This window comes from Polaribacter marinus (assembly GCF_022662535.1).
In the GTDB taxonomy this organism is placed as follows: Bacteria; Bacteroidota; Bacteroidia; order Flavobacteriales; family Flavobacteriaceae; genus Polaribacter; species Polaribacter marinus.
The window spans coordinates 206,119-223,127 of record NZ_JAKQYM010000006.1 but is presented as its reverse complement, the minus strand read 5'-3'; the positions used below and the strand labels follow the sequence as shown (position 1 = coordinate 223,127).

20 protein-coding genes are annotated in these 17,009 nt (G+C 29.6%); 6 read left to right on the top strand and 14 right to left on the bottom strand.

Features of this window, described 5'->3' with window-relative positions; all coding sequences use genetic code 11:
• Window positions 1–60 precede the first annotated feature (60 nt).
• Together MC378_RS10135 and MC378_RS10130 are read right to left on the bottom strand one after the other, a co-directional pair.
• Window positions 61–582, bottom strand: a complete 522-nt coding sequence (locus tag MC378_RS10135; protein WP_242178646.1) for a hypothetical protein — start codon at window positions 580–582, stop codon at window positions 61–63.
• 318 nt (window positions 583–900) lie between these two features.
• A complete protein-coding gene (locus MC378_RS10130) occupies window positions 901–1,212 on the bottom strand; it encodes a hypothetical protein (protein WP_242178645.1) in 312 nt (103 codons plus the stop codon).
• A 220-nt stretch (window positions 1,213–1,432) separates the two neighbouring features.
• Between MC378_RS10130 and MC378_RS10125 the strand changes: the two genes are divergently transcribed.
• Together MC378_RS10125 and MC378_RS10120 are read left to right on the top strand one after the other, a co-directional pair.
• Window positions 1,433–1,867 carry an RrF2 family transcriptional regulator gene (locus MC378_RS10125; protein ID WP_242178644.1) on the top strand — a complete coding sequence of 145 codons (435 nt, stop codon included), beginning with the start codon at window positions 1,433–1,435 and terminating at the stop codon, window positions 1,865–1,867.
• Window positions 1,868–1,879: 12 nt separating this feature from the next.
• Entirely contained in the window at window positions 1,880–2,218 is a 339-nt protein-coding gene (locus tag MC378_RS10120; RefSeq protein ID WP_242178643.1) for a cupin domain-containing protein, read from the top strand.
• Window positions 2,219–2,277: 59 nt separating this feature from the next.
• On the opposite strand, the gene MC378_RS10115 is transcribed toward MC378_RS10120, so the two are convergent.
• The 4 genes from MC378_RS10115 to MC378_RS10100 form a co-directional block, all read right to left on the bottom strand.
• Entirely contained in the window at window positions 2,278–3,060 is a 783-nt protein-coding gene (locus MC378_RS10115) for an alpha/beta fold hydrolase (RefSeq protein WP_242178642.1), read from the bottom strand.
• A gap of 188 nt (window positions 3,061–3,248) precedes the next feature.
• Window positions 3,249–3,605, bottom strand: coding sequence for a cupredoxin domain-containing protein (locus MC378_RS10110; RefSeq protein ID WP_242178641.1), 357 nt, complete (start codon window positions 3,603–3,605; stop codon window positions 3,249–3,251).
• Between the two features lie 33 nt (window positions 3,606–3,638).
• Entirely contained in the window at window positions 3,639–4,187 is a 549-nt protein-coding gene (locus MC378_RS10105; protein ID WP_242178640.1) for a carboxymuconolactone decarboxylase family protein, read from the bottom strand.
• Window positions 4,188–4,642: 455 nt separating this feature from the next.
• A complete protein-coding gene (locus tag MC378_RS10100; RefSeq protein WP_242178639.1) occupies window positions 4,643–5,482 on the bottom strand; it encodes a helix-turn-helix domain-containing protein in 840 nt (279 codons plus the stop codon).
• A gap of 145 nt (window positions 5,483–5,627) precedes the next feature.
• On the opposite strand from MC378_RS10100, the gene ribB reads away from it, so the two are divergent.
• Genes ribB through MC378_RS10085 form a run of 3 tightly spaced genes read left to right on the top strand, consistent with a single transcriptional unit; the run spans window position 5,628 to window position 7,295 of the window.
• Window positions 5,628–6,290 (top strand): 3,4-dihydroxy-2-butanone-4-phosphate synthase, encoded by a 663-nt coding sequence (gene ribB, locus MC378_RS10095; protein WP_242178638.1) that lies wholly within the window; start codon window positions 5,628–5,630, stop codon window positions 6,288–6,290.
• Window positions 6,291–6,866 (top strand): Crp/Fnr family transcriptional regulator, encoded by a 576-nt coding sequence (locus tag MC378_RS10090; protein WP_242178637.1) that lies wholly within the window; start codon window positions 6,291–6,293, stop codon window positions 6,864–6,866.
• A 24-nt stretch (window positions 6,867–6,890) separates the two neighbouring features.
• Window positions 6,891–7,295 (top strand): hypothetical protein, encoded by a 405-nt coding sequence (locus MC378_RS10085; protein ID WP_242178636.1) that lies wholly within the window; start codon window positions 6,891–6,893, stop codon window positions 7,293–7,295.
• A gap of 71 nt (window positions 7,296–7,366) precedes the next feature.
• Here the strand turns inward: MC378_RS10085 and brnQ are convergent, their stop codons facing one another.
• Entirely contained in the window at window positions 7,367–8,647 is a 1,281-nt protein-coding gene (gene brnQ / locus MC378_RS10080) for a branched-chain amino acid transport system II carrier protein (protein ID WP_242178635.1), read from the bottom strand.
• 1 nt (window position 8,648) lies between these two features.
• On the bottom strand, window positions 8,649–10,199 hold the full coding sequence (locus MC378_RS10075) for a serine hydrolase (protein ID WP_242178634.1): 1,551 nt from the start codon (window positions 10,197–10,199) through the stop codon (window positions 8,649–8,651).
• 47 nt (window positions 10,200–10,246) lie between these two features.
• Here MC378_RS10075 and MC378_RS10070 point away from each other — a divergent pair, with 47 nt between their 5' ends.
• Window positions 10,247–11,029, top strand: coding sequence for an alpha/beta fold hydrolase (locus tag MC378_RS10070; protein ID WP_242178652.1), 783 nt, complete (start codon window positions 10,247–10,249; stop codon window positions 11,027–11,029).
• Between the two features lie 239 nt (window positions 11,030–11,268).
• Here MC378_RS10070 and MC378_RS10065 read toward each other — a convergent pair whose 3' ends face one another.
• The 6 genes from MC378_RS10065 to MC378_RS10040 form a co-directional block, all read right to left on the bottom strand.
• A complete protein-coding gene (locus tag MC378_RS10065; protein WP_242178633.1) occupies window positions 11,269–12,336 on the bottom strand; it encodes a glycosyltransferase family 4 protein in 1,068 nt (355 codons plus the stop codon).
• 154 nt (window positions 12,337–12,490) lie between these two features.
• Window positions 12,491–13,633, bottom strand: coding sequence for an ATP-binding protein (locus MC378_RS10060; protein WP_242178632.1), 1,143 nt, complete (start codon window positions 13,631–13,633; stop codon window positions 12,491–12,493).
• A 1-nt stretch (window position 13,634) separates the two neighbouring features.
• Window positions 13,635–14,498, bottom strand: coding sequence for an aldo/keto reductase (locus MC378_RS10055; RefSeq protein WP_242178631.1), 864 nt, complete (start codon window positions 14,496–14,498; stop codon window positions 13,635–13,637).
• A gap of 2 nt (window positions 14,499–14,500) precedes the next feature.
• Window positions 14,501–15,253, bottom strand: coding sequence for an SDR family NAD(P)-dependent oxidoreductase (locus MC378_RS10050; protein ID WP_242178630.1), 753 nt, complete (start codon window positions 15,251–15,253; stop codon window positions 14,501–14,503).
• 178 nt (window positions 15,254–15,431) lie between these two features.
• Complete coding sequence (locus MC378_RS10045; protein WP_242178629.1) at window positions 15,432–16,364, bottom strand: hypothetical protein; 933 nt, start codon at window positions 16,362–16,364, stop codon at window positions 15,432–15,434.
• 94 nt (window positions 16,365–16,458) lie between these two features.
• The gene (locus tag MC378_RS10040) at window positions 16,459–16,944 is read right to left on the bottom strand and encodes a hypothetical protein (RefSeq protein ID WP_242178628.1); all 486 of its coding nucleotides are present in this window, start codon (window positions 16,942–16,944) and stop codon (window positions 16,459–16,461) included.
• Window positions 16,945–17,009: the final 65 nt, after the last annotated feature.

Sequence of the window (17,009 nt, the reverse complement as noted above, 5' to 3'; positions counted from 1 at the left end):
AAATCATCAAAATTTATATTGCTGTAATTAGATGAAAATTTAACAAAAAACAATAGGTTTTTAACACAGATCATTCCCAGTAAAAGCCGTCATGTTAAGATTCATATTTGTTTGCTGTTCAACAGTAATCAATTCATTTACAGATTGTTTTTGGTTATTATGTGTAAAATCAATATATAATTCCCAATCTACTGTTGCATCGCTTTCGCTAGTAAACACTACATACCCTAAATAATAGGCTTCTATTGTAGAGAAATCTAATTGATAACTATGTGGACAAGAAACTGTATTGCCACTAGCATCCGTCATTATTGGTAAAAAAGTAACGTCAGAATTCTCTAAAACAGCACCGGTTTGTGTATTGTTAATTTTTAGATGAATTTCGTTGTACCCTTTATATAAAGTACCATTTAAAGCTTCAATACTGATGGTATAATCTCCACTACGTATTGATGTCACTTCTTCGAATTCTATAAATTCGGTGATTTCGGATGTTAATTCTGCTTCATAATCCGTTTTCTCTAGGGTACAAGAAGTCACCATAACGAATATGACAATTACAGATCTTTGTAAAAGTTTCATTACTTAATGATTATTTTATTAAAAAATATTTGAAATATAGTGGCACCAAAAGAACCTACAAACACTGTAAAAGCGTCGTATTTAATTAGTTAAAGCAATGTATAATTACTAATGTCACTATACTAAAACGTAAGAAAACTTAGCTGATTCAATAAATAGCATTAGAACTATTGTATCCTTTTTGGGACACATTAAATCACTAGGTCTTGTAGGACTATTTTTCTCAGTTCTTTAGAAAGAAAAAAGTAGGCACTAAAACCTAACTAAATGTAAAAACACATTTAGCCATAACTATTTATAACTTATTTAAGTTCCCGTTTATGAAGTAATGGAAATCGGTGGATGAAAAACAAATCCCATGTATTGAAATTTATAAATCTTTTGATATGAAGATTCTATTTTTGAATGTTGTTCTGGAATTAAACCAAAAACATAATTTGTTGTATTTTCAAAATAAACAACTGAAAGTTCTATTGAGAATGAATGATTCTTTTTAGTGTCATTATCTGAATTTGCTGCTTTGGCTAATTCTTTCATTAAATAACACTTACCATTACATTCCATTTCAACAATATCTTTGTTTACACAAAGTTCATTTTTAATATAATCGTAAAAGGTAGCATATTCCACAAGTGGAAGTAAGGGCTTAAAAAGCAAAAATAAAGAAAGAAAGATTGCACCTATTTTCACACAACAAAAATAGTGATTTAAATAACTAAATCATAGCTTCAAAAGCTCTAAATACATTTATTTTACTACTAAAATCACTATTTTAATGTTTTTTTAAAGCATTAAAAGATAAGTTTATCCTTAATGCTTTTTTTGTACCTTAGCTTTTTAAATTAAATATATGTTTTCTAAAACTTGTGAATATGGTTTAAGAGCGGTAATTTATATTGCTCAACAAGCTAAAACGAATGAAAAAATTGGCATAACTGCTATTGCTGATGCCATAGATTCTCCACAAGCTTTTACTGCAAAAATTTTACAACAACTTACAAAAAACAACATCGTACAATCTATAAAAGGTCCTTTTGGAGGTTTTTATATTGATGAACAAAATTTACAAAACATCTCGTTAAATAATATCGTTCAGGTTTTAGAAGGAAATCGTATTTATACTGGCTGTGGTTTAGGGTTACATCAATGCAATGCAGAAAAACCTTGCCCCTTGCACTTTAAATTTATAGAAATTAGAGAAAATCTAAAAAAAATGCTTGAGAACACAACATTATTAGAGCTTTCGTCTGATAAAAGTATTACAGATTATTATTTGAAAAATTAAAAACTAAACGATATGATTACTTCTTCATTAACAGCAAACTTAACTAACAAAAAAGAGAAACCAGCAATAACATTGCTAATGGAAACAGACACTTCCAAAGAAATAAGAATAGTCTTTCAAAAAAGTCAAGAAATGAAAGAACATTCGACACCCAAGCCAATAGTGATAGAAATTTTTGAAGGTGAAATTAAATTTGGTATTCACAAAGAAGAATTACATCTTAAAAAAGGCGATTTAATAGCATTAGAAGCCAGTGTTCCTCATAATTTATTGTGTATTGAAGATGCCATTGTAAGACTTACCATTGCAAAAACAGCTGCTATAAGTAGAGTAAATAAAATAGTTTCTTAAACACAGAACACACTATTGTAAGTGTTTATGTTTTTAAATAAAATATCTAGATGAAGTTTTTATGCTAAAGAATTGATAAAACCTATTGTTCTATGGTTAAAGGTTTCTGGCTTTTCTACATTTACAACGTGGCCACAATTTTCTATAACAAAAAGTGACGAAGAAAGGTGCTTTGAAACAATATTTTTTATGGATGGTAAAAACAAATGATCTTCTGCTCCCATTACATATAAAGTAGGAATTTTAATATCTTTTGTTCTAAAAAAATGTAATAAAGGATTAATTTCTGAGGTTAATTTAAACCATCGTAAGAATTCTTTTTGATATAATTTCTTTGCTTCGTTTACAAACAATAACCTCGATTTTTTATGATTTTTCTTTGGCATAATAATAAATGCAAAGAGTTTGTAAAGCATCATGTACGGCACTACAGACTTAAAAACATTACCAACTTTCATTAAAACCTGAGAACGGAAATTCATTTTAATAATGGCGCCACCCATAATCATGCTCTGTACCAACTCTGGTCTTTTCTCTGCTAAGTTTCTAATTAAAATAGTCCCTAAGGAAATACCTACAAAGTGAGATTTTTCAATTTTTAAATGGTCTATAACTTCTACAATATCAGAAGTAATAGAATCGAAAGTATATTTAGATTTAAAAGTGTCTTTTATGGTTGGCTTACTATTTCCATGACCTCTTAAATCAAGAATTAAAACATTAAACTGGTTTTTAAAATCACGAACTTGCTTAAACCAAATAGAACTACTTCCACCAGCACCATGCACGAAGGTTACCCATTTTTTTGAAGTAGCATGGGGATATAAATAGTAGTTTAACAATTCTAGATTTATTTTAAAACAATTGCAAAAATAAGCCTTTTATTTTGAAAAACAGATATTGTTATTTGTTAAAGGTTTAACCAACACTTGTTGCGCATAAGAAGTAATTTGAAAAAAAGCAAAATATTGATTTGTAAACAAAAAGGCGAACATTACTGTTCGCCTTCACACTAATTTGAATTAAAAAACTACTCTACTATAAGTGTATATTGTGGGGTTGGATTTAAAGGACAGAAATACACATACTCTCCTTTTGTAAGGGTTACTTTTTTAGAAGTTTCTTTAGTATTATTCTTTACTTGTGCTGTAACATACGCATTTTTAATATGCGCTTTTACATCTGATTTTGGCGCCAACACAAAACCTACATTATGACCTACATTGGTGTTTGTTATTTCAAAAATATACGTTCCTTCTGATAAAGTAAGTTGTTTCTGTGTAAACTCACCTTTTGTTTGTTCTAAAGAAACTGTTTTTACTTCTTGTGCATTTGTACTGAATGCGAAACCTAAAACTACTATTAAAATTGCGATTACTTTTTTCATGATCTCTATTATTTAAATGTTTATTAATTTGATTTATATTGTTGCTAATTCTAAAGACTGTGCAATAGGAAAATCTACCGCAACGTCGGTTGTTTTATGAAAGTAATTCGTAATGGTAATTTCTCCTATTAAGATAATTGCATCTGCCAAGTTTCCTTTTGTGTATCCGGCTGCATATAAATTTTCTACTGCTTCTGTTGTTGCAGCTCCTCTATTAATTGCTACACTTCTTGCAAATTTTGCCAAAGCATCTAATTTTGAATCAAAAGAAGCATTTCCTGATCTTAATTCTAAAATTTGATCTTCTGTAAAACCATTCATTTTACCAATTGCAGTGTGTGCAGATAAACAATACACACATTGGTTTACTTGACTTACAGCTAGATTTATTACTTCTTTTTCTTTTGCAGAAAAACTAGTTTTACCTTGTCCTATTGCCAAAAAATTACTTAATGCAGTTTCACTGTGTGCAAATGCTGCGTATAAGTTGGGTACAAAACCTAATCCTTTTTCTAATTGGTTAAATATTGCTTGGTTATTTTCTGATACTTCTGTTTTTGTAGGTACGTTAAATGTGCTCATAATTGTATTTTAAATTGTTTTATTATTAATTTTTAATTCTTCTTTTATATTAAGCTTTGCATTCACAAAGTTGTAATTCTGGGTTTTGCTCGTCGTAGGTTTGGTAACCCCAACAGTTTGGGCATTGTGTGTTTTCTATTGTTTTCATAATTGTTGTTGTTTTAGTTAGTTTCCCGTTTTCACGGGAATGACAGTTTTTTTGAAATGCTTTCAAAAAGCGTTTCTGATAATTGACTCTGCAAAGATGCAACTGATAGTGACTTCAAAAATTGGACAAAAGTTCCTACTGTTTGGACAAGGAAAAATAGTTAGCAAAAAGGCACGCGTGAAGGATAGAGCAAGTTGTTTGAGCTCTTTTAAAGTTTGATAAAACTTTAAAAAGCGAGTTGCGAAAGCCTGACCTGATAAGGGCACGCCCATATTTCGACTGCGCTCAATATGACAAAAAACCGAGTTTAGTGCTCTTTTTTAAACTGTAAAGGAGACTTTAAAATTGCTTTGGTAAAAAAGCGCGTAAAATAAGCAGGATCATTAAAACCGAGTTCGAAGGCAATTTCTTTAACGGTTTTGTCGGTATAAATCAATTGACGCTTTGCTTCTAGTAAAATACGGTTTTTAATAAAATCGGATGGTGTTTTTGCGCCTAACTTCTGAAAGTGCTTAGAAATGGATTTTGGTGAAATTCCTAATCGGTTGGCATAATCGGTAACAGCATGCATGCTTCTAAAATTCTGCTCTACCAACAAACTAAAATCTTTAAAAAGACGCGTTTCTATGTCTTCTTTAATTACATGGTTTTCTTTTTTTACACGAACAGAAGAAATGATAAATTGCTTTAAATACGATTGCAACATATCGTATTGTGCAGTTTCATCTTGCTGAAACTCCTCAATTAAACTCTCTAAAATAAAGTTGAGTTTTGCCGTGTCTTTTGCACAAGGTTTTATAAACGGAGTTTCATAAACATTATTGAACAAAATTCCGTTACACGCCACTTCTGCATCATGGGTTTGTATGCAGTAAAAATCACGTACAAAACTCAATTTGTAGGCTGTTTTTATTTGCTCAGAATCTACAGTAAAAACTTGTCCGGGTGACAAGAAAAAAAGCACATTGTCTTCAAAAGTATATTGTTCAAAATCGATATTGTAAGTTCCTTTTCCTTCTTGAATCCAATAAATAGAGTAGGCGTTTTGTTGCACAGAATGATCTATAGTACAGGCTTTTTCAAACTGAACGATACTTACAGAAAAGGTTTCTTTAAATGAATATTTTGTAATATCTTGAATTGCCAAATTTGAGTTTATTTTGTCTGTTGGTCGTAAAAATAGTTAGAACCTTTAGGTTTTATTTCTAAATGTAAAATTTATTGACCTACATCAAATAGTTTGACTTGAGACTGCTTTAGTTTTGCCATTGAAAAATTAAATACAATTTAAGATGGTACTTACAGAAATAGATCCATTACAAATCTTTGGTAAAGACAGTGAAGAACGTTTAGAAAAAGCATTATTACACCTTCAAAATGGAAATGGAATTATCTTAATGGATGATGAGGATAGAGAAAATGAAGGGGATTTAATATTCTCTGCGCATCATATGACCAATACTCAAATGGCACTTATGATTCGGAAATGTAGTGGTATTGTTTGTCTTTGTTTACCAAATAAAAAAGCTGATGCATTAGAATTACCTTATATGGTAAAAGAAAATACAAGTAGCTTCCAAACACCTTTTACAATTTCAATTGAAGCAAGAGAAGGCGTTACTACAGGAGTTTCTGCTAAAGATAGACTAACAACCATTAAAGCTGCTTGTAAAGAAAATGCACGTAGTACCGATTTAGCAAAACCGGGTCATATTTTTCCTTTAAGAGCAAAAAATAATGGTGTTCTGGAAAGAAAAGGACATACTGAAGGAAGCGTAGATTTAATGAAACTAGCCGGTTTAAAACCAGAAGCTGTATTATGCGAATTAATGAACGATGACGGAACTATGGCAAAAATTGACACGATTTCACAATTTGCAATTGAACACAATTTGATGGTGCTATCCATTCAAGATATTATTCATTATCGTAAATTTGTAAGAGACTACAAATAAATGACAGACCATATAGAACTGACTAATTTCATAAAAAAGAATATAAATATTGATGATGATGATTTAAAAATCGTGTTGTCTTATTTTAAAAAAATTAAAAAAAAGAAAAATGAAATTTTGCTTTCCAACGGAAAAAATAGCCTGGTTAGTTATTTTGTAAAAAAAGGTTGCTTACGATTATTTTATATCAATGAGGAAGGAAAAGACGTTACGCGTTATATTGCTTTTGAAAATCAGTTTGCTACAGAACTGGTTAGTTTTATCACCAATGAACCGGCACAAGAAACAATTCAGGTTATTGAAAACAGTGAATTGCTCTATATCACTCACCATGATTTTAGGCATCTTATGACCATTGTTCCTAAATGGAAAGATTTTTATAGCATCTATTTAGAAAAGGCCTATGTAAATAATTCTAAGAGATTGATTTCATTTACAACCTTAGATGCATCCGAAAGATACAAGCAATTATTTAAAATAAATCCCAACATTGTAAAACGTTTACCTAACAAAATTGTAGCTTCTTATATTAATATTTCACAAGAAACGTTGAGTAGGATAAAATCTAAAATTTAACAAAAAACACCTAAAAATCATAACATGAAATACGCATTAATACTAGGTCTATTCTTAATACAATTTACAGCTTATTCACAATCTAAAGAAACTAAAACCGATTCTATAAAAAGTAGTGACAAGTTGTTATTAACGATCTTTCTTAAACACGATCAGAGTATGAATTTACATGAGATTGAAAAGATAAGAACAGAACAAGGTTTTTATGAAAACTTTCCACCAGAAGGTACTTCTATCGTAAATTGGTTTGTGGTTATGGGACTTGGTCAAATGGTGGTTTTGGAACTTCCTGCTTCAAAATTAGCTGCTGTAAATTTAGCCATTGAGCGAACTGCTTGGAAAGCTTTTAAGTCAGAAATTTACCCAACGTATAATTTATTTCCTATCGTAAAAGATAAGTTAAAGAACAATGCTAAAGTAAGTTACTAGATTCTTTATTATAAACTGTCAAACAAAAAATCAATAGTATCTGTTTCAAGTTTCTTCAAGTAAAATTGTATTTAATTAGTTTTGTTGGTCGCAAAAGTTTTCAAATTCAACAAAACAAAAACCAACAAAGTAGGCAATACCCAACCTAAACTATGTTTAGCTAAAGGAATGATACTTATAATTCCGGTTAAGTTTTCTCTAGGAATGATAAAGCCTAAAAAATCTGGAATACTAAACATAAAAGTAACAATTACAACAGTTCTAAAAACCAATTTAGAAGTGTATTTTTCTGGCACAACATTTAATACAATTAATACAATAGTAATTGGATACACAAACATTAAGGCTGGCACAGCAACATCAATAATAAAACCAACATTGTAACTACCTACAATAATTCCGATAATTGAAGCAATTGCTGCAGTAATAATATAGGCTCTTTTAGAATTATTACAAATCCCTTTTATATAATCTGCAGTTCCGGTAACAATACCAACAGCCGTTGTAAAACAAGCCAAAGCAACTAAAACACTTAAAAATGTGGTTCCGAAATGACCTAAAGTTTGCGTACTTAAACCAGATAAAACTTCAATTCTTGAAGCATTTTCAGCAAAGGTCGACGAAAATAAAGATCCGCTTAAAATTAAGCCTCCATAAATTAAAAGCAAACCAATTCCGGCAATATAACCCGCTTTTCTTATCAATGTTCTTTTTTCATTAAAAGTAGTATGATTGCTATAATCTAAAGAGATGATAATAACAGCTCCAACAACTACACCTGCAATAGCATCAAAGGTTTGATAACCTTCTAAAAGTCCGTCTACAAATGGATTTTTAAAAGTAGATGGATTTACAATTCCGGGAGCTGTTAAAAGAGCGATTCCTATAATTACCAATAAAATGATGACGATAATTGGCGTTAAAAACTTACCAATTAAACCAATTATTCTAGACCTGTTTACTGCAAATAAAAACACCAAAACAAAATAAATAATACTTGTTAAAATGGGTGGTGTATCAAAAAAAGGCTGAATTGCCATTTCATGTGTAACTGCTGCAGTTCTTGGAGATGGAATTGCCACTGCAATTATGTAAATTAAAAAACAATAAACAGTACTAAAAACAGGAGAAACTTTTTTACCAAAATCGTACAAAGTTCCCTGCAATCTTGCATGTGCAAAAATGGCGAAAATAGGAATAATGATTGCTGTTAAGATAAATCCCAAAACAACAATCCACCAATCTGCTCCAGATTTTACACCTAAAGTGGGAGGTAAAATTAAATTTCCTGCTCCAAAAAATAACGAAAAGAGTGCAAAACCAGCAATCCAAATTTCTTTTGTTTTATTCAATTTAATCTACTTTTTTAAGGTTTAAATCCTGAAAATCGAAACTAAAATCGGTTATAGGCGCTATCTGTTTCATTGTGGCACTTTTTGCATTTGCTGTTTCATCAAAAGTAAATTGCATAAACTGATCTGCATCATAACTTCTATTGTTCCATTTTACCACATAGGTTGTTTGATTGTAAGGTAATAATTCTCCAAATAAAGTAGCAGAACGTTCACACTTTATGCTGTATTTAGTTCCGTCATGGGTAATGATCATATTTCCAAACCAATCATCATTATAAGTTCCTACAATTTGTTTTGGTTTTGGTAAGCTTTTATCAGCTTTAGCTAAGGCAACTTTTTTATAAACATTTGCTTTAATACTGTCGTTGTATTTTAAATAATTGGCATTATTTGTTCCTAATTTTTTTAACCAATTTCTATCTTTATATCCTAAATAAGCGTCTTTAATCGTATTTGTAATGGTATTAAAAGCACTACCATTCATTTGGTTTGTTAAGACTATAATTCCTAAATCTAAATCAGGAATCATCGTAAACTGCGTAACTGTACCTATTAAACCTCCTGTATGATATACTTGTTTGTGTCCTCCTTTTACATCTGTTAAAAACCAGCCTAAACCATATCCTCTAAAATTAGAATTGTAAGCATCATTTTTAGCCACTTTTAAAGGGGTTTGTAATTGCCAAAGTTCATGAAACTGTTTGGCACTTAACAAGCGTTTTCCATCTTTAGTAACCGCATCATTCATTAAAAAATTTGCCCAAGTAAGCATGTCTTTTACATTGCTTAAAATTCCACCAGCAGGATTTGCAGTTTCACTCCAATCATGTGGAATTTGAACTACTTTTCCGTCGGCTCTTGTGTGTGCATCAATAATATTAGATTTATCAGTAACTCTACTGTAAGATGCTTTACTATTTATCATTCCTACAGGTTTCATAATTTTGGTTTCAATAAATTCTTCCCAAGAAAGCCCGCTAACACGTTTTAAAACTTCGCCTGCAATAATAAACATGTTGTTGTTGTACTTAAAATCGGTTCTAAATTTACTCGATGGTTTTAAATATTTTACATTATGTATGATATCCTGAGTGGTGAAATCATTATTCTCTGGTAAAAACATTAAATCTCCTGCACCTAAACCCAAACCACTTCTGTGTGTAACTAAATCTCTAATTGTAAAATTTTCTGTAACCCAAGCATCGTGCATTTGAAATTCAGGAATGTATTTTCGTACTTTATCATCCCAATTTAGTTTGCCTTGATCTATCATCATCGCTAAAGAAAAACAGGTAAACCCCTTACTATTAGACGCTATGCCAACCAAGGTGTTTTCATTCATATCTTTTTTATTGGTTAAAGAACGAACTCCTTGCCCTTTAGCGTATACTATTTTTCCATCTTTAATAATTCCGACAGAAATACCGGGAACATCAAAAGTTGTTAAGGTGTTTTTTACTAAATCATCTAAAACTTGTTCTTTAATTTGAGCAACAAGTCCTGTTGTAGCAAACAAGAATGTTAAAAAAAGGGATTTTATAAATTTCATTTTTGTAAAAATTATTTTTAAAAGTGAAAGATACATATTTTTGCCCTATGCAACATTTTATCACTTTTAAAAACACACAAATTTCTTATTCTGATGTTGGAAAAGGAACCGCAATTGTTTTATTACACGGATTTTTAGAAAATTCTACTATGTGGGCCGATATTGTTCCTGAAATATCAAAAAGAAATAGAGTTATTACAATTGATTTATTAGGTCATGGAAAAAGCGATTGTTTAGGATATGTACACTCAATGGAATTATTTGCTGAAGCTGTAGAAAATGTTTTAAAACATTTACGAATTAGAAAGTGTCTTTTGGTTGGGCATTCTCTGGGAGGATATGTTGCCTTGGCTTTTGCTGAAAAACATCCTCAAAAAATAAAAGGTTTGTGTTTAATGAATTCTACCTCAAGTGAAGATTCCGATGAACGAAAAGAATTAAGAACTAGAGCCAATAAAATGGTGCAAAACAATTTTAATGCAATGGTTAAAATGTCGATTTCTAATTTATTTCATCAAGAAAATTTATTTATTTATAAAAAAGAAATAGAAGCCATAAAGGAAGAAGCTTTAAAAACCTCTTTACAAGGATATATAGCAGGGCAAGAAGGTATGAAAATCCGTCCAAATAGAAGTTGTGTTTTAACAGAAAACAAATTTAAAAAGTTGATGATAATTGGTAAAAAAGACCCTATTTTAGACTTTGAAATGACTTTATTGGAAGCTAAAAAAACGGGTTCAGAATTTGTGGTTTTTCCTGATGGACATATGAGTCATATTGAAAACAAACTTGAATTTATTTCTGTTTTAAAAAAGTTTATAAAACTATAAAAAGACAACACTTTTTTAAAAAAACGCAACAAATAATCGCCTTAAATACGAATAAAAAAGATATTTATTATAATTCAATAAGATTGTTAGTAATTGTCATTTCACAAATACTTTCTCAATTTTTAGTGTTTACTGATTTAACTAAAGGTTTCTTATTTGGTACTAGAATTGGATTGCTACTTACAACACTGTTTTTGGGAACTTTAAGACTACTCGGTAATAATTTATAAAACAAAGCACTAACCTACAATTACTTCTTTATAAACTTCTACTATTTGTTGAGCAACATGTTTAATATTAAAATCTTTATTTGCTTGATTTTGTAGGTTTTTTGCTTCCAAAAAAAAGAATTCTTTGTTGCTTAAAAAAGTGTTTAGTTCATCATAGATCATCTTTTCTTCTGGAGCACAACCATCAAGATTAACAAAATTACCATATTTATAATCATTGTAATTTTTACTTGTTAATAATTTCCCCATATATTTTGTATGAATAGAAAGAACCGGAATTCCTTTAATCATTGCTTCAATAGCCGTTCTTCCAGATCCAATAACAAGAGAAGCATTACTTAGGTTTTTTTTATTTGTTTGACTAAATCCATTAAAAAAAACAGATTTTTCGTGATGTTGTTTATTTATTTGGTTGCAAATATGCAATACTTCTTCTTTACAGGGGCCATCCCCAAAAATAGCTAACCTTATATTTGGATGTTCTTGTATAATTTTTGGCCAAACATTATTTACAATTAAGTTAATTAAGCTTGCATGTTTTTTGTTTATTCTACTCGCATACACTAAAGTTAGATCGCTATTATATTTTGTCGTTTTTTCTTGTTGAAAAGCAGTTCCGTTTGGAATAAAAATAGTTTTATTAGTAAGTGCTTTTTTAGCTTTGGCGCCTTTTAAACTGTTTCCGCTAACTACAATCACCTTAGAAACCATTCTTTTACTCAAATAAGATCTTAAATCTTTCTTTAATCTACCATGAATTGTTGCCACCATTGGTTTTTTGGTAATCAATTTTAATACAGAAGATAAAAAAATAGCCAATCGTTGATGTCCGTGGATAACCTCAATTTTTTCTTTCTTTATAAAATTTAATAAAAACGGAAGTCTAGTTAAGACAGAAGTATTATTTATTTGTAAAGAAACATGTTTAACCATTGGAGATAAACTCTTAACCTGCCTACCGCTGTTAGAAATTAAATAAACATCGTGTTTTTGACGAACAAGCTCATTTGCCAAAGTAAAAACATGACTTTCTGCCCCACCTAAATCAAAATTCTTAATGATTAGTAAAATTCTCATTTAAATAGAAGAGTTTATTAGGTACACGCTTATAAAGAATAGTAAATTAGTTAATTTCATAGCAAAAAAACTAAAAATAGTTACTTAATATATTGATTAATAATGGTCCAAAATAGAGAAAAATAATATCTTATTATTGTTTTTTTTATTAAAATCAATTGTACTTTACTTTTCGAATAATACGTAAAGCTTCTTTGTATTTTATATACGTAGATTTATCCTCTAACCTTTTAATGTAATTCTTTGCTTTTTTAAGCTGGTCTGCTACATCTAAAAACCCTTGTAAATAACAAATTAAATAATTTTCTGGCAATCGTAATAAATCTTCATACTCTGTTACAGAAAGTGATTGTTTCATTTCTATTTTACGAACAATTGTATTGCTATTCTGATAAACGTGTTGTATAATTTCATCATCAAATCTAGGGGGTAGAAACAAAAATTCTTTTACAATATCATGTTTTCCATTTTCTTTAAAATTGATAATTGTTTTTTCTAAAGGATAATATTTTTCTTCTTTTACTAAGCCTAATAAAATGTATTCAGTTATAATAAATGAATGTTGATTGTAACTAATTTTTACATCATCTAAAGCAGAAAAAAATAATTGAACTTGCTCGTTAATCAATTCAATATCTACTCTAGAAAAATATTCTTCATTATTAATTATTTTTTTTTCTCCTGCCCAACACAACACAAATTGTTCGTTAAAAACCTTGTACTGAGGATTGTATTCTGGTTTATGATTCTTAATAAAATCAAACACCCCATTTAAGGTAAGCTCTATATTATTGCTTGCATTTTTTTCTATGGCATCAACAATTTCTTTATTAGTGTTTCTTAATTCAAAATAATTGCCATAAAACGGCATAGAATTACTTCCTCTTCTATAAAAAATACTATCTTTCCTATATTTCCAAGCATTTTTTAAAAGCGAAGTAATTTTATTATTTGGATGAATGGTAACCAAACCAATTACTTTATGGCGTTGTAATCTTGGAAAAGAAACATTCTCATAATCTATCTTAGGCGGGTTTTTTAAATAGGCATTTACAAGATTTTGGATCTTACTATCATCAAAAAAATCGACACCTACAATTTTACTTTCTTCATCTTCTATTCCAATAACTATGTAAGAATTATTTTCTGGATTAGAATTTGAAAGTGCACAAATATGTTTTAAAAATTTTGCTTTCCCTTCTTTTGAGTTTAAAGATAATTTTTGCTTTTTATCATAAAAACTATTCTCATCATTATGAGAAAGTAAATTTTTAATAAGTAAGCGTTTATTTATCATTTTATGGAACTTTATGACCTTGACTTGCAGCTAAGAGTGTAAACCAATCTTCTAATTCTAAATCAATTTTTAAAGCTTTGTTTGCACTTAAAATTCGTTCTTTATTTGTGGTACCAATAACCGGTGAAACTTTTGCAGGATGTTTTAAAATAAAAGCCAGCAAAATAGCATCTTCTGATACCTCATATTTTCTGGATAGTAGTTTTAAATTTTCTTTAATTCTTTTGGTTTGATTTGTTTCTTCTTTAAAAACGGTTCCTAAGGGACTCCAACTCATAGGTTGAATTTTTTTTTGTAGCATTTGGTCTAAACTCCCATTATGCATAGCTGAATGTTGTGTTAACGAAAACTCTATTTGATTTACATTAACAGGAGTTTTATCTGCAATTAAATCTACTTGTGAAGGAGAAAAATTAGATACGCCAAATTTTCTAATCTTTCCGCTTTGTTGAAGTTTTAAAACTGCTTCAGCAATTTCATTGGGATGCATTAACGGACTTGGTCTATGTAACAAAAATGTGTCTAAGTAATCTGTCTTTAAGTTTTGTAAAGACGTTTCTGCACTCCAAATAATATATTCTTTAGAGTAGTTGTAGTGTTTAATTTTATTACTTCTTGTTTCACCCACATATTGAATTCCACATTTAGAAATGAGTTCTATTTTTTCACGTTGAATTCCGCTTTCTACAAATGCTTTTCCAAATTCTATTTCTGTTGTATAATCTCCATAAATATCTGCATGATCAAAAGTTGTATTTCCACTTTCTACACAAAAATTCATTAAATCTACTTGTTCTTTGGTAGAAAATTGTTTTCCCCATTTTCCCCAAGACATACAACCAATTATTATTTTTGATACGGACATTCTTACTCTTTGTTTAAAATTGTTGCAGTAGCTTGTGCCGTTGGATAAACAACTAAATCTTCGATATTTACATGATATGGTCTTGTAACTACAAAATAAATAATATCTGCAATATCTTCTGCTTGTAAAGCTTTATAACCGGCATAAACCGTTTTTGCTCTTTCTGTGTCTCCTTTAAAACGAACATCAGAAAACTCTGTTTCTACTGCTCCGGGATGAATTGCGGCAACACGAATGTTATGTTTGTTTAAATCTATTCTCATTCCCTTATTTAAAGCGTTTACAGCGTGTTTAGAAGCGCAATACACATTTCCATTAGGATAGACGTCTTTTGCTGCAATAGAGCCTATATTTACAATAAAACCATTATTCCTTTCTGTCATTTGAGGAATGATTGCTTTAGAAACATATAGTAGTCCTTTAACATTAATATCTAACATGGCATCCCAATCATCTATATTTCCATCTTGTATGGTCGATAAACCGTGAGCATTCCCAGCGTTGTTTATTAAAATATCTATTTTCCTAAAATTTTCTGGCAACGATTTTATAGCTGCTTCAACTTCTTTTCTTTTAGAAACATCAAATTGTAATGTAGTTACCTCTGTAAGTTTACTTAATTCTTTTTGAAGTTCTAATAAACGTTCTGCTCTTCTTCCACAGAGAATTAATCTAATATTTTTTTTTGCAAATAATTCTGCTGTAGCTTTTCCAATACCTGATGTTGCGCCTGTTATAAATGCAGTAGTTTTCATTTATTTTATTAAAATTTAAATTGTCTTTAAAATTATGAAATCTTCATCTTGAAATACATCTTTAAAAAGTGAAGTTTTCATCAATTATTAACAAAGAAAAAACCGCTCTACCTCTAGAGCGGTTTTCCTTTCAATTGGTTATTGAAAAATAACCAACCAAAAATCAACTAACCAAACTTTATTTTAAATCTCTTCTATTCTTTGTTTTTCTTATTACTTTAGTACGTTTTCTACCCGTATTCCTTACATTTTCTTTTGCTTTATTTTCAGAGTTTACACCTTTTAAATATTGTACAAATCCTCTTCCAGAAAAATCGTAAGTTGTATCTGAACTTACATGATACAAACGAATCTTACTATCATTAATAACGCTTAACTCAAATTCTTCTATATCTCCGCCATCATAATTAAGTGTTAAAATTTTTAGGTCTTCATAACCCGTTACATCATACACTTCGTATCCTCCTACATAGCTCCAATCTAAAGTATCAATATTTGTGCCAAGATCATCTTGAGAACTATAAAATGTAGTTATATTTTCTGGTGTAAATGCTAAATAATTTTCTTCATCAAAAGTGTTTGCAGTACCTCCATTTGTTGCTGTTTTTTCCCAAGCAACGTACTCTTGTAGAAAATATTCTATGTTCTCATAAAACAACTTATCATAGTCGAAATTATTTACATTATAACCAATTAAGTAATAGTTTACATTTTGTCTATAACTATATAATCTAATTTCATTATTAGATAAAACCGTTACTTCAAAATCATTAGCACCATCTAAATCATGATTTGTTTCTAACAACCCATTAAATGTATTGTAGGTTCCAACATCGATTCCCAATCCATTTCCTGTTCTACCAATATCTACAATATTATTGTTTGCGTATAATATTCCATTTAAAAAAGACACTGTAAATGCTTTAGAAATGTAAGGAACATCACCACTACCTGTAGTTCTATGATAATCTACATACCATAAATCATATTCAGAGACTACTTGTTCTAAGGAGATTCCTGGTTCTGTATAGTAATCATCTCCAACTACAACGCAAGAGCTTAAAAATGCACTTGTTATAATAAATGTGAAAAGTAATTTTAAAGATTTCATAAGCTTTCGTTTTACGATTATACTTATGTGTTTTCAAAATGCGTGCCAAAAAAAACCCACTCTAAAAACAGTGGGTTTACGTACTTATAATCAACTACTTAGGCCTTGTAGGGTAAAAATCTGTTTGTGCTTTTTTAAGCTTTACAATTTTAAAGTATTTTATTTTATCTTTAATTTTATAACTAATTACAGCTTCATTTTCTTTTAATTCAAAAGGAAATTTTTTAATGCTTGGAACCTGATTTGTTAGCTCTTTTTTAGAATCTAAATTTAAATTAATATTTCTATTGTTAGCTACTGATGTACTATAATTAGCTATTAATATACTGCTACCTTTTACTTCTCTAACTTCTATTTTGTTTTTTTTATTTAAGAAAAATAAAGAATCAAAAACAATGTTCGATTTTTCTGCTAGATAAATATTAACCTTAGTACCACTAACTCCTGGTTGACCTCCAACCCAATGATTATATGTAGCAACGCTAATTTTAAATGGTGGATTCTCTTCAAATTTGGTACTTGCACATTGAGCAAAACCAAAAAGAATAAGTAACATAGATGCAATTTTCGTTGTTTTCATTTTTGTAAGTTTCTATAATAGCGTTCAAATGATATGCCAAGATATAAAAAAAGCGAACCAAATTG